General features: G+C 69.3%; 1 protein-coding gene (running past one end of the window). It reads right to left on the reverse strand.

Going from position 1 to position 15,438, the window contains the following annotated elements:
- On the reverse strand, nt 1-15,438 hold the 3' portion of the coding sequence (locus tag ABZV44_RS30785) for a type I polyketide synthase (RefSeq protein WP_354843829.1). The gene runs 339 nt beyond the window's last position; only the last 15,438 of its 15,777 coding nucleotides appear in the window; its start codon lies off the right edge, out of view; it ends in the stop codon at nt 1-3.

Genomic DNA, 15,438 nt, shown 5'->3' on the forward strand with positions numbered 1-15,438 from the left:
TCAGTCTTCTGAGGAGTTGTTGTAAGCCAGGTCGATCAGGTCGTCGATATCGAGCTCGTCGATCGATTCCTCGGTGATGCTCTGCTCGATCTCGCCGGGGCTTTCCTGCCCGCCGGCGAGTTTCATGAGGGCATCCAACAGGCCCGCGTCGCGCAGGCGGGTGAGCGGAATCGTCTGGAGAGCCCGGCGAATATCGTTCTCCGACAGATCTGTCGATGGGCCGGTCCGGTGCTCGTCGGTGAACTCGTCGGCCAGGTATTCGGCCAGCGCCTGCGGCGTCGGATAGTCGAATACCAGCGTGGCCGGCAACCGCAGGCCCGTCACGGCTTTGAGGGCGTTGCGGAACTCGACGGCGGTGATCGAATCGAAGCCCAGCTCGCTGAAGGCCCGGTCGCCCGCGATCGCATTCGCGTTCTGATGACCGAGTACCGCCGCGACCTGACCGCGAACGATTTCGGCGAGTACACCGAGGCGTTCGCTCCCGGGAGTATTCGCCAAACGAGTCCGCAGTGCCGCCGGCGCGTCCGAGGCGGCTTTGCGGCGCGCGGGGACCAGGCCGGACAGCAGGGCCGCGGCGAACCCCGCACTGCGGAGGCTCTCCAGATCGAGGCGGGCGAGGATCGGAGCCGCCGTATCGATTCCGGTGGCCGCGGCGAACAATGCCAGGCCCTGTTCCTCCGACAGCGGCAGCATGCCGGAACGGGACATGCGCTGCCGGTCGACCTCGCTGAGCTCCGTGGCCATACCGCCGTCGGTGCCCCACAGACCCCACGCCAGCGACTGTCCGCTACGCCCGGATGCCCTGCGGTGCAATGCCAAGGCGTCCAGGCAGGCGTTGGCCGCGGCATAGTTGCCCTGACCAGGGTTGCCGAACGCACCGGCCGCCGAACTGAACAGCACGAACACCTTCAAGGGCAGATCGGCGGTCAGCTCGTGCAGGTGCAGGGCGGCGTCGACCTTGGGCCGCAGGACCGTGTCCATGCGATCCGCGGTGAGTGAACCGATGGCGCCGTCGTCGAGCACACCGGCCGTATGGAACACACCCGTGAGCGGGCGGTTCGCCGGGATGGCGGCCAATACCTGCGCGAGCGCGTCACGGTCGGTGACATCGCAGGCGACGAACTCGACCTCGGCACCGAGATGCTCCAGTTCCGCGCGCAACTCGGCTGCGCCCGGAGCGGATTCACCGCGGCGGCTGAGCATCAGCAGGTGACGGACACCCTGGGTGTCGACCAGATGCCGGGCGAACAGTCCGCCGAGGAAGCCGCTGGCGCCGGTGATCAGAACGGTTTCGTCCGGACCGAGAGCGGAACTCGGCGCCGAGGCGGTCGACGCGGCGGCTCGGGCGAGTCGCGCGACATGCACCTGACCGCCACGGACGGCGGCCTGGGGCTCCCCGGAGGCCAGGATTCCGCCGAGCAGCCCGTGCAGGTCGGAATCGGCGTCCACCAACACGATCCGTCCCGGGTTCTCCGCCTGCGCGGATCGCACCAGACCACCGACGGCGGCACCGGCCAGGTTCGTAATGTCCTCTCCAGCAACCGAGACCGCGCCGCTGGTCCGAACCACCAGCACCGACTCGGTGAACCGGTGATCGGCAATCCAGGACTGAAGTGCTTGCAGCACAGTGTGAGTCGCGGAACGAACGCCGACGGGATCATTACCAGCCGGGCAATCCAGCACTACCGCGGCCGGGACCTCGTCACCGAGATCCGCCCAGGACACGACGCTGACCTCGGCCTCGGATATCGAGAGCGGTGTCCAATCGACCTGGAACAGCGCGTTGCCGACGGTGGATGCGCCGGTGGTCAGCTGTGCGGGATCGATTGGCCGGGAGGCCAGATGCCGCACCGTCGCCACCGGAGCACCGGTCGGATCCGCCAGATCCATGGCCACCGCATGCTCGCCGACGCGGGTCAGCCGGACGCGCAACGCGCCCGGTTCCGCCGCGTGCAGGGTGACACCGGACCACTCGAATGGCAATGCCGGTCCGGTTCCCTCCGCGGACAGGTAGCCCGCCAGGCGCAGGGCGTGCAGCGCGGCATCGAGCAGCGCGGGATGCAGACCGAAACCCTGGGCTGCCTGTGGATCCGGAAGCGCGACCTCGGCGAACACGTCATCGCCGCGCTGCCATACCGCCTGCAATCCCTGGAAGAAGGGACCGTAGCCGTACCCGGCATCGAGCAGCTCGTCGTAGACACCGTCGATGGGCAGGGGCTGCGCACCGACCGGAGGCCATGAGGTGAGGGCGACAGGGGCCTCCACCTCGTCCGGCGCAAGTGCGCCTTCGGCATTCAGCGTCCACGGCGTGGCGGAATCGACGTCGCCATCGGGGCAGGAGTAGATCCGCACCGCGCGACGGCCGGTTTCGTCCTCGGCCGCCACCACGATGCGCACCGCGACGCCGCCGGACTCCGGCAGCACCAGCGGAGCCTGGAGCACCAGATCCTCCAGGCTGGTGTGGCCCACTCGCTCCCCGGCATGCAGGGCGAGTTCGACCAAACCGGTGCCGGGGAACAACACGGTGCCCAGGACCCGGTGATCGGCCAGCCACGGATGGGTCTCCACCGAGAGGCGACCGGTCAGGATCACCGCGCCGGAGTCCGGTTGTGACACCATCGCCGAAATCAGAGGGTGTCCGGTAGCCGCCAGACCCATGGACCGGGCGTCACCAGCACCCGCGGACCCCTCGCGCATCCAGTAGCGGCGGCGCTGGAAAGCATAGGTGGGCAGGTCGATTCGCTGGGCTCCCGTCCCGGCGTACACACCGGACCAGTCGACGGGAGCGCCGGCCACGAACAGCCCGGCGACCGCGTTCCACACGGCCGACGCATCGGCATAGTCTCGACGTGCCAGCGCCACCACCGTTGCGGCCGAGCCATCCCCGTCATCGAGGGTCTGGGCGATCATCGGGGTCAGTACCGCGTCGGGTCCGACCTCGGCGAATCTGGACACACCCATACCCGCCATCGCGGTCACCGCATCGGCGAAACGCACGGTCTCTCGAACCTGATCCACCCAGTACGACGGATCCGACATCTCGTCACCGATCCGGGCACCGGTCACGGTCGACACCAACGGGATACTCGGGCGGGCGAAGGTCAAACCCTCGATCGCCGTAGCGAATTCGGCCAGCATCGGCTCCATCGAGACCGAATGGAAGGCATGCGAGACGCGCAACCGGTGCGTCCGCCAACCCTGCTCGGCACACCGCTCAGCGACAACAAGGACATCATTCTCGACGCCGGAGAGCACGACCGACGACGGACCATTCACCGCCGCGATCGACACTTCACCGGCCACCAGCAGTGGCAGCACATCGATCTCGGAGGCGGCGACGGCGACCATGGCCCCACCGGCCGGCAGCGCCTGCATCAAACGGCCACGCGCGGCCACCAATACGCACGCATCCGTCAGAGACAGCACCCCGGCCACATGCGCGGCAGCCACCTCACCGATCGAATGACCCGCCACCACATCCGCACGCACGCCCCAGGATTCGAGCAGACGGAACAACGCCACCTCGAACGCGAACAAACCCGCCTGCGCGAACACCGTCCGATCAACCAGATCAGCGCTCGCCAACGCCTCGCTCAACGAAACCGACTGCCCCAGCATCGGATCCAGCCCGGCGACAATCGCATCGAACGCCTCGGCGAACACCGGATACGCGGCATGTAGCTCGGCAGCCATACCGGCCCACTGCGCACCTTGACCCGAGAACACCACACCCGTCGAACCCGACACCACACGACCGGTCACCACACCGGGTGCCTGCACACCCGCAGCCAGTGCCCGCGCTCCCGCGAGGAGACCATCACGGTCCTCGGCCACGACCACCGCGCGATGCTCGAACACGACGCGCGTCGATGCCAGCGAGAAGCCGATATCGATCGGATCGTGTTCGGCCACAGCCGATGTCAGGCGGGCGGCCTGATCGGCGAGCGCCTCGTCGCTGCGTGCCGAGAGCATCCACGGCACTACGGTCGGCACCGAGTCCGCCACGGGAGCCTGTTCCACCGTGGCGGTCGCCGGGGCCTGCTCGACGATGACGTGTGCGTTGGTGCCACTGATCCCGAACGAGGACACACCCGCACGACGCGGACGATCCGCCTCCGGCCACGCCACCGCCTCGGTCAGCAACCGCACATGGCCCTCGGACCAGTCGACCTTCGTGGAGGGCTGATCCACATGCAGGGTTCGGGGCAGCACCCCGTGCTGCATCGCCATGATCATCTTGATCACACCGCCCACACCGGCCGCGGCCTGGGCGTGACCGATGTTGGACTTCAGCGAACCCAACCACAACGGACGGTCCGCGTCACGATCCTGGCCGTAAGTCGCCAAAAGCGCTTGAGCCTCGATCGGGTCGCCCAGCGTCGTACCGGTGCCGTGGGCCTCCACGACATCGACCTCGACCGGCGAGACACCGGCATTGGCCAAAGCTTGGCGAATCACTCGGCGCTGCGACGGACCGTTCGGCGCGGTCAGACCATTCGACGCGCCATCCTGATTCACCGCCGAACCAGCGATCACCGCGAGCACCTGATGCCCGTTGCGCTGCGCGTCGGACAACCGCTCCAGCACCAGAACGCCAGCGCCCTCGGACCAGCCCACGCCATCGGCCGCGTCAGCGAAGGACTTGCACCGTCCATCCGGGGACAGACCCCGCTGACGACCGAACTCGAGGAACATGTCCGGGGTGGCCATCACAGCGACACCGCCGGCCAATGCCAGATCACACTCCCCCGACCGCAGCGACTGCGACGCCAGATGCAGCGCCACCAGCGACGACGAACACGCTGTATCCACGGTGACCGCAGGGCCTTCCAGGCCGAACACGTAGGACACCCGGCCCGAGACCAAACTGCCCGCGGCGCCGCTGCCGGTACCGGTCGCCTGGGCGTAGTCGTGGTACATCACACCGGTGAAGACACCGGTCGAGCTGCCGCGCAGCACTGCCGGATCCACACCGGCGCGCTCCAATGCCTCCCACGAGACCTCCAGCAGCAATCGCTGCTGGGGGTCCATCACCGTGGCCTCATTGGGACTGATCCCGAAGAAGTCCGCATCGAATTCCGCTGCGGAGTACAGGAATCCACCTTGGCGGGTATAGGTCTTGCCCGCCTTGCCGGGTTCGGGATCGAAGATGCCGTCGATGTCCCAGCCGCGGTCCATCGGCATGTCGCCGGTGGTGTCGATACCCGAGGTGACCAGACCCCACAGGTCTTCGGGCGAGGCGACGCCACCGGGGTAGCGGCAGCTCATCGCCACCACCGCGATCGGGTCATCGCCGGTTCGGACCCGGCTGACCACGACCTCCTCGGCGGCAGCGCTGCCGGTGAGCTGGGAGTCGATGAACTCGGCGACGATCTGCGCGTTGGGGTAGTCGAAGACGAGCGTCGCGGGCAGTTGCAGACCGGTCGCGGCATTGAGCTTGTTGCGGAACTCGATGGCGCTCAACGAATCGAAACCGAGCTGCTGGAAAGCCTGCTGGGGTTCGACAGCTGCCATGGAGGCGTGCCCGAGGATCTCGGCGGCCACCGAACGGACCAGGTCGAGCTGAGCGGTCTTGCGATCGGCGTCCGACAGTCCGGCCAGCGTGCGCAGGAAGGCCTGGCCCGCCGCCGGCGTCCGGCGCCGGACCGGGGCCGGTACGAGCGCACGGACCAGAGCGGGAATCTGCTCGCCCCGCGTCCGTAGCACGGCCTTGTCGACCCGCAGCGCCACCAGCTGGGCGGTATCGGTCGATATCGCCGCATCGAACAGCGCCAGACCCTCGGCCTCGGACAGCGGCGGGAAACCCTGCCGGCGCATCCGGTCGAAGTCGTCCTCGGACAGTTCGGTCCCGAGTCCGCTCGAGCGCGCCCACATTCCGTAATCCAGGGATGTGGCAGGCAATCCCAGGCCGCGGCGATGAGCCGCCAGCGCATCCAGGAAGACATTCGCCGCGGCGTAGTTCGCTTGGCCGGCGGCCAGCACCAGGCCGCCCGCGGACGACACCAGCACGAACAACGACAGCGAGAGGTCGCGAGTGAGCTCGTGCAGATGCCAGGCCGCGTCGACCTTGGGCCGGAAGACGCCGTCGATGCGATCCGCGGTGATCGACTCGATCACGCCGTTGTCGGCGGTTCCCGCCGCGTGCACCACACCCGTCAGCGGATGCTGATCCGACATGCTGTCGAGCAGTGCCGCGAGCGCGTTTCGATCGGAGACGTCGCACGCGGCGATGGTGACCTCGGCACCGAGCTCGGCCAGCTCCCGGCGAAGCTCGGCAGCGCCGGGAGCATCCAGGCCACGCCGAGAGGTCAGAAGCAGATGGCGCACACCGTGTTCGGTCACGAGGTGCCGGGCGATCACCGCGCCCAGACCACCCGTGCCACCGGTGATCAGGACAGTGCCCGGTGTGGTCGATCGATCGATCGTGCCGGGTGCGTGAGCGGTCAGACGCGGCACGAACACGCTCGCGCCCCGGAGCGCCACCTCGGGCTCCGACGCGACAGCGGCGGCCACGGCCGCCACCGCGGACGGATCACCGTATTCATCCAGATCGAGAAGCTGGAAACGACCGGGGTTTTCCGCCTGTGCGGCACGCAGCAAGCCCCAGACCGGCGCCTGCGCCAGATCCACGGACTCGGAATCATCCACGGACACTGCGTGTTTGGTGAGCACCACCAAACGGGAACCGGCGAAACGAGTGTCGGACAACCAACCCTTGACGGCGTCGAGGACGCTGGTCGCGACCTGCCGTGCGGCTCGAGGCGGCACATCGTCGAAGTGCGGGCACTCGAACAAGACGATCTCGGGAACAACCGAATCGGGATCGGCATCCAGATCGGCGATCAATCCCGCGAGATCACGATGATCGACGGTCGCCGGCGACGGCGCGACAGCGACCCAATCCACCCCGAAGAGGGCTTCCGACACCCGGTCCGCGCCCAGGCGTTCAGCCGACACCGGCCGAGAGACCAAGGCCCCCACCGACATCACCGGCCGGCCCTGCGCATCGGCGAGCTGCACAGCGAACCGGCCCTCTTCACGCACGATGCGCACCCGCAGCGCGGGAGCAGCTGCCGAGTGCAACACGACCCGGTTCCAGGTGAACGGCAGCACGGCGGCATCACCGTCACGGCCATGCACGATGCCGACATGCAGGGCCGAGTCGAACAGTGCCGGATGGATCCCGAAACCCTTGGCGTCCTTCGGGTCCGGCAGCGCGACCTCGGCGAACAACTCATTGTCGCGCTGCCAGGCCGACCGCAATCCTTGGAAGAACGGGCCGTAGCCATAGCCGATGTCGAGCAGCTCGTCGTACACGCCATCGACGGGCAACGGCCGCGCACCGGCCGGAGGCCAGGCGGTGAGGTCGAAGTCGGCCACCACCTCGCCCGGCGCGAGAACACCTTCGGCGTGGAGCGCCCACGGACCCTGTGCCGTCTGCTGTGAATGGACGGTCAGCCGGCGACGACCGGCGTCGTCGGCCGCGGCCGCCACCACCTGCACCGCGACACTGCCGTCGGCCGGCAGCGTCAGCGGGGTGTGCAGCACGAGCTCCTCCACCACCGCGCAACCCAGCAGACCGCCGACGTGGCCGGCCAGCTCGACGAAACCGGTGCCCGGCAGCAGCACGGTGCCGAGCACGCTGTGGTCGGCCAGCCATTCGACCGAGTCCAGCGACCAGCGGCCGGTGAAGCTCACCGCACCCGAATCCGGGTGCGGCACAACCGCACCGAGCAGGGGATGGTCCACCGCGTCGAGACCGACCGAGGTGACTCCGCCCAGTTCGGCGCCGAGCCACGACTGGGCCAGCATCTGCCGGGCATCGAGCCAGAAGCGCTCGTGCTGGAAGGCGTAGGTGGGCAGGTCGATTCGCCGAGCCCCGGTACCGGTGTAGAAGCCGGCCCAGTCCACCTGCGCGCCGGAGACGAACAGCCCGGCCACCGCACTGACGACGGTCGTGGCGTTCGCGTTGTCACGCCTGGTCAGCGCGATTGTGGTTGCGGTATCCAGAGTTTGGGCGACCATCGGGGTCAGTACCGCATCGGGACCGACCTCGGCGAACCTGCTTACGCCCAGGCGGGCCATTGCGGTGACCGCGTCGGCGAAACGCACCGTGTCCCGGACCTGACCGACCCAATACGACGGGGCCGACATCTCGTCGCCGACCTCGGCCCCGGTCACGGTCGACACCAACGGAATTCGCGGGCTGCCGAAGGTCAAACCCGCTATGGCCGTGGCGAATTCGGACAGCATCGGCTCCATCAGGGTCGAATGGAAAGCATGCGAGACACGTAGTCGATGTGTCCGCCAGCCCTGCTCGGCACAGCGCTCGACGACAGCGACGACATCGGCCTCGACGCCGGAAAGCACCACCGACGCAGGGCCGTTCACCGCCGCGATCGACACCTCACCGGCCAGCAACGGCAACACATCGGCCTCGGACGCACCAACAGCGACCATCGCCCCACCGGCGGGCAGCGCCTGCATCAACCGGCCACGCGCGGCCACCAGCACACACGCATCCGCCAGAGACAACACACCCGCCACATGCGCGGCAGCCACCTCACCAATCGAATGACCCGCCACCACATCCGCACGCACGCCCCACGATTCGAGCAAACGGAACAACGCCACCTCGAACGCGAACAAACCCGCCTGCGCAAACACCGTCTGGTCCACCAGGTCGGCAACGGCCAAGGCTTCAGTCAGCGAAACCTGCTGCCCCAGCAGCGGATCCAGCCCGGCGACAATCGCATCGAACACCTCGGCGAACACCGGATACGCCACACGCAACTCGGCAGCCATACCGGCCCACTGCGCACCCTGACCCGAGAACACCACACCGGTCGAACCCGACACCACACGACCGGACATCACACCGGTAGCCGATGCACCCGCGGCCAACGCGCGCACACCTGCCAGCAGACCATCGCGGCCCGCGGCCACGACCACCGCACGGTGCTCGAAAACACTGCGCGTCGACGCCAGCGAGAAACCGATATCCGCCGGATCCTGGTCACCCGCAAGCGATGTCAGACGCTCGGCCTGAGCGGCGAGGGCGGCGCTACCGCGCGCCGAGACCACCCACGGCAGCACTCCACCGGCCGGGACGGTCTCGACCACGGCCGAAGCCGGGTCCGCCGCCGGAGCCTGCTCGAGGATGACGTGCGCATTCGTGCCGCTGATACCGAACGAGGACACACCGGCACGACGCGGACGATCCACCTCCGGCCACGCCACCGCCTCGGTCAGCAACCGGACATGGCCCTGGGTCCAATCGACTTTGGTGCTGGGCGCATCGACGTGCAGCGTCTTGGGCAGCACGCCGTGGCGCATGGCCATCACCATCTTGATCACGCCACCCACGCCCGCGGCGGCCTGGGCATGACCGATATTGGACTTCAACGACCCCAGCCAGAGCGGACGATCCGCCGCACGGTCCTGCCCGTACGTGGCCAGCAGCGCTTCGGCCTCGATCGGATCACCCAGTGTCGTGCCGGTGCCGTGGGCCTCCACCGCATCGACGTCGGCCGAGGACACCCCGGCATTCGCCAGCGCTTGGCGGATCACCCGCCGCTGCGACGGACCGTTCGGCGCGGTCAGGCCATTCGACGCGCCATCCTGATTCACCGCCGAACCGGAAACCACCGCGAGCACGTCATGACCATTGCGGCGGGCGTCGGACAGCCGCTCCAACACCAGCACACCGGCGCCTTCGGACCACGCCACACCGTCGGCGGTGTCGGAGAACGACTTGCTCCGCCCGTCCGGGGCCAGCCCGCGCTGGCGGCTGAACTCCACGAACGTTTCCGGCGTCGCCATCACCGCGACACCACCGGCCAATGCCAGATCACACTCCCCCGACCGCAGCGACTGCGACGCCAGGTGCATCGCCACCAGCGAGGACGAGCACGCCGTATCCACGGTGACCGCCGGGCCCTCCAGCCCGAACACATACGAAACCCGGCCGGAGGCAATGGATCCCGCGTTCGCGTTGACCGGATAGTCGTGATACATCATGCCGGTGAACACCCCGGTCGAACTGCCGCGCAGTTCCGCCGGATCGACTCCGGCCCGCTCCAACGCCTCCCAGGAGGTTTCCAGCAGCAGGAACTGCTGCGGATCCATCACCGCGGCTTCATTGGGGCTGATGCCGAAGAACGCGGGATCGAATTCACCTGCGGAGTGCAGGAATCCACCCTCGCGCGTGTAGGTGGTGTGCGGCGTCTCGCCGGTGGGGTCGTACAGACGGTCGGTATCCCAGCCTCGGTTCACCGGGAACTCCGACGTCGCGTCGGTCCCGTTCGCGACCAGACTCCACAGCTGCTCGGGAGAACTGACGCCGCCCGGGTACCGGCACGCCATGCCGACGATCGCAATCGGTTCGTCGTCGGCGGCCTTGGTGGCCGTAACGGCGATGTCGCGCCCGGTGCCGGTGAGCTCGCCGGCCAGATAGGCGGCCAGAGTCCGTGGTGTCGGGTAGTCGAAAACGACTGCGGCCGACAGTGACAGGCCGGTGGCGGTCTTGAGCCGGTTGCGCAACTCGACCGCGCTCAGGGAATCGAATCCCAGGTCCTGGAAGGCGGAATCAGGTTCGATCGCGGAGGCACCGTCGTGACCGAGCACGGCCGCGATGTGGGTGCGCACGGTCGCGAGTACCGCCTGCCGCTGCTGATCGGCATCCAGACCGGTGAGTCGTTGCCGGAGACCGGATGCCGCCGCCGAGGTCGTCGCCGCCGGACGCCGGGCCACGGCCGGCGCCAGTTCCCGCAGCAGCGGCGGCAGGAGTCCCGACTCGGCGCGAGCGCGAATCGCGGCGGTGTCCACGGCCGCGATCACCGCCAGCGCCGTGTCCTGAGCAAGCGCCGCATCCCATCCGGCCAGTGCCTGCTCGTCCGGCATCGCGGTGAAGCCGCCGCGGCTCATCCGGGCCACATCGGTCTCACCCAGGTGTCCGGTCATGCTGCTCGAGCGTGCCCACGGACCCCAGGCCAGCGATTGCCCGGCCAGTCCTCGTGCACGCCGGTGCGTCACCAGGGCGTCGAGGAAGGTGTTCGCGGCGGCGTAGTTGGCCTGCCCGGGTCCGCCGATGGTGCCGGACACCGAGGAGAACACCACGAACGCAGCCAGATTCAGATCCGCGGTCGCCTCGTGCAGGTGCCAGGCGGCGTCTGCCTTCGGCGCCAGGACCGCGTCCAGCCGCTGCGGTGTCAGGGACGCGATGATCCCGTCGTCGAGCACACCCGCGGCGTGGATCACGGCGGTCGGCGGCTCGGGTGCGTCGGCCAGGAGGCGGGCCACCGCGTCGGGGGCGGTGACGTCACAGGCCGCGACTCGCACCTGTGCGCCCAGGTCCGTCAACTCGTCGCAGAGGGCTGTCACGCCCTCGGCCTGCGGACCGCTGCGGCTGACCAGCAGCAGCGACCGGACGCCGTGCTCGACGACGACGTGCCGGGCCACCACGGCGCCCAAACCGCCTGTGCCGCCGGTGATCAGCACCATTCCCGCGCCGAAGGCGGATTCCTCGCCACGCGTGGATGACACGGGTGCAGGCCGGGTCAGTCGAGCGGTGTGGGTGACGCCGGCGCGCACGACCACCTGGGGTTCGTCCACGGCCAGGACGGTGGCCGCGAGTCGCTCGTCGAGGCCGGTGTCCGCGTCCACCAGGACAATTCGGCCCGGGTCCTCCGTCTGCGCGGTACGGACCAGGCCCCACACGGCGGCGCCCGCGAGGTCGGTGAGGTCCTCACCGGGCAGGGCGGCCGCGCCGCGCGTGGCGACCAGCAGGGTGCTCGAGGCGAACCGGTCCTGATCCAGCCAGACCTGCACCACCTCGAGGATTCGTGCGACCTCGGTGTGGGTGGTGGTCACCACGTCGGTGCCGGTGTGTTCGTTCCAGCCGGACCCGGCCTCGACGATCACCACCGGGGGTACCGGTGACTGCGGATCCAGCCGATCCCACCGGCTCACAACGACATCCGCCACCACGGGCTCGGACGCGGTCGGCGACCACACCAGTTCCAGCAGTGGATCGGCCGCGCCGCTCGCACCGGCGGCGGCCAGCTGCGCCAATGGCATCGGGCGGGGCGTCACCGAACCCGACAGCACGGGTTGCCCCTGCTCGTCGCCCGCCCACACCGATACCGACGATCCGGTCGTGGTCAGGCGCACGCGCAGGACCGACGCTTCGGCCGCGTACAGCGACACCGACTCCCAGGAGAACGGCAGCACCACCTGGCCGGCCGCCACCGTGAACGGTGAATCCGGCTGTCCCGCAGACTCTTCGGACACTCCGGCCAGCAGTCCCGCCTGCAAGGCCGCGTCCAGCAGTGCCGGATGGATGCCGAAACCCTCGGCTCGCATCCCGGTATCGGTATCGATGGCGACCTCGGCGAACACCTCGTCGCCGCGCCGCCACAGCGCCCGCACGCCCTGGAACGCCGGGCCGTAGTCGTAACCGCGTGTCAGCAGGGCCGTGTACGCGGCCGAGACGTCGAGATCGGTCGCCTCGGCAGGCGGCCAGGCCTGCGATCCGGGTTCGGTGGCGTCGTCGCGGGTGGTCAGCAGACCCCGCGCGTTGAGTACCCACTCTCCGTCGCGATCGTGTTCGGCGCGAGCGTAGATCGATACCGGCCGTTGCGTGAGTTCGTGTTCCGGCCCGCCGACGACGACCTGGATCTGCACACCGCCGGCCGCGGGCAGGACCAGGGGCGCGCGCAGCGTCAGTTCCTCGATCGCCGGGCACCCGGCTTCGGCGCCGGCGCGCAGCGCCAGCTCCACGAATCCGGTCCCGGGCAGCAGGACCGACCCGGCCACCGCATGGTCGGCCAGCCAGGGATGGGTGGCCACCGACAGCCGGCCGGTCAACAACACGCCACCGGATTCGGGTTCCGAGACCACCGCGCCCAGCAGCGGATGCTGCACCGCACCCAAACCTGCGGACTCGACACCGGCGGCGCCGTGTGCAGGCTCGAGCCAGTAGCGGCGGCGCTGGAAAGCGTAGGTGGGCAACGACACTCGCGAGACCGGCCGACCGGCGAAGAACGCGGTCCAGTCCACCTCGAGGCCGACCGTGTGCGCGTGGGCCAGGCAGGTGACGAACTGCTCGACCTCGGCCCGGCCCCGGCGGGCTCCGGCGATCACCGACGACTGGGATTCGAGGTCCTCCGGCAGGCATTGCCGGGTCATGGCCGTCAGGACCGCATCGGGACCGATCTCCAGGAATCGGCGTACACCCGAGGCCGCGAGGGTCTCGACGCCCCGGGTGAACTGCACACCCGCCCGCACCTGCTGGACCCAGTAGGCGGGCTCGAGTACCTCATCACCGGCGATCCGGCCGGAGATATTCGAGACCAGGGGAATCTGCGGGCGTCGATAGGTCACGTCCCGTGCGACGGTGGCGAACTCGGCCAGCATCGGGTCCATGCGGTGGGAATGGAACGCGTGCGACACCCGTAGCCGCGAGGTCTTGCGGCCACGGTCGGTGAACCACTGCTCGAGCGCCGTCACCGCGTCCTCGTCACCGGAGACCACCACGGCCGCAGGCGAATTCACGGCGGCGATGGACGCGCGGTCCGCATGGTCGGCGAGCGCCTCGGACACCTCGCGCTCGGTGGCCGCGACGGCCAGCATCGCGCCGCCCTCGGGCAGCCGGCCCATGAGGCGGCCGCGGGCCGCGACCAGCCGGCACGCGTCCGGGAGCGACCACACACCGGCGATGTACGCGGCGGCCAGCTCACCGATCGAATGGCCGATCAGGAAATCCGGTGTCACGCCGAAGGATTCCAGGAGCCGGCACAGTGCGACCTCGTAGGCGAACAGTGCGGGCTGGGTGAACTCCGTCCGATCCAGCACGGCGGTATCGGCAGCGCCGGCCTGTCGGCCGGTGAACATCACCTGCTTCAGCGAACCGCCCAAGAGTGGGTCGAACTGCGCGCACACCTCGTCCAACGCGGCGGCGAATGCCGGGAACGCCTCGGCCAGTTCACGTCCCATCCCGGCCCGCTGTGCGCCCTGCCCGGTGAACAGGAACGCTGCCTTGCGCGTGACCGCCTGCGCCGCCGTCACGCCCGCGGCAGTGCTCGCCGATCCGTGTTCCGCGAGCGCTGCCAGTCCGGCGAGCATGGCATCCCGGTCGCCGGCGACCACCGTGCCCCGCCAGTCCAGCCGGGCGCGGGTCGTCGACAGCGAATAGGCGATCTCGTCGGCGGTCAGGTCGGGGTGTTCGGTCACCCACTGCCGCAGTTTGCCCGCCTGCGCACGCAGGCCGTCCTCGGTCTTCGCCGAGACCAGCCAGGCAGAGACATCGGACGCCACGAGCGGCGCACCCTGATCGGGGGCCTCGTCCGCGGGTTCGGCGGGGGCCTCCTCCAGAGCGGGGGCCTCTTCCAGGATCAGGTGCGCGTTCGTGCCGCTGGCGCCGAAGGAGGACACACCGGCGCGACGCACCCGCTCCCCCGCCGGCCACGGTTCGGCCGCGGTGAGCAGCCGCACCGAGCCCGCCGACCAGTCCACGTGCGGGGTCGGAGCGTCGACATGCAGTGTGGCGGGCAGCGTTTCGTGCCGCAGCGCCTGCACCATCTTGATCACGCCGCCGACACCGGCCGCGGCCGAAGTGTGCCCGATGTTCGACTTGAGCGAGCCGAGGCGCAGCGGAGCTCCGACGCGTCCGCGACCGTAGGCCGCGATCAGGGCCTGCGCCTCGATCGGGTCGCCGAGAGTGGTGCCGGTGCCGTGCGCTTCGACCACATCGACGTCGGCGGGCGTGAGACCGGCATTGGCGAGAGCCTGCGCGATCACCTTTTCCTGCGACGGACCGTTCGGTGCGGTCAGACGGTTGCTGGCGCCGTCCTGGTTGATCGCGCTGCCGCGGATGACCGCGAGGACGGGGTGGCCGAGACGGCGGGCATCCGAGAGTCGCTCGATCGCGAGCATGCCGAGGCCCTCGGAGAACCCGGTCCCGTTCGCCGCCGCCGCGAAGGCCTTGCACCGCGCGTCCGGGGACAGCGCGCGCTGGCGGCCGAAGGCGATCAGCAGGGCCGGATGGGACATCACGGTGACGCCGCCGACCAGGGCGAGCGAGGTATCGCCCTGCCGCAGCGCCTGGCACGCGAGGTGCAGGGCGACCAGCGACGACGAGCACGCGGTGTCCACCGAGAGCGCCGGACCCTTGAAACCGAAGGTGAAGGCGACCCGGCCGGAGAGGATGCTGGAGGAAACACCCAGGTAGGCATGGCCTTCCGCCTCGGCGGTCAGGCCCGGCGAACCCACGCGGGGGCCATAGTCCTGATGGATCACACCGGCGAACACACCGGTGTCGCTGCCGCGCAACGACACCGGATCGATGCCCGCATCCTCCAGGGCCTCCCAGGCCGCTTCCAGGAACAGGCGCTGCTGCGGATCCATCGCCAGGGCCGCGCGCGGGCCGATCCCGAAGAA

The sequence above is a fragment of the Nocardia sp. NPDC004860 genome, assembly GCF_040609015.1.
GTDB lineage: Bacteria > Actinomycetota > Actinomycetes > Mycobacteriales > Mycobacteriaceae > Nocardia.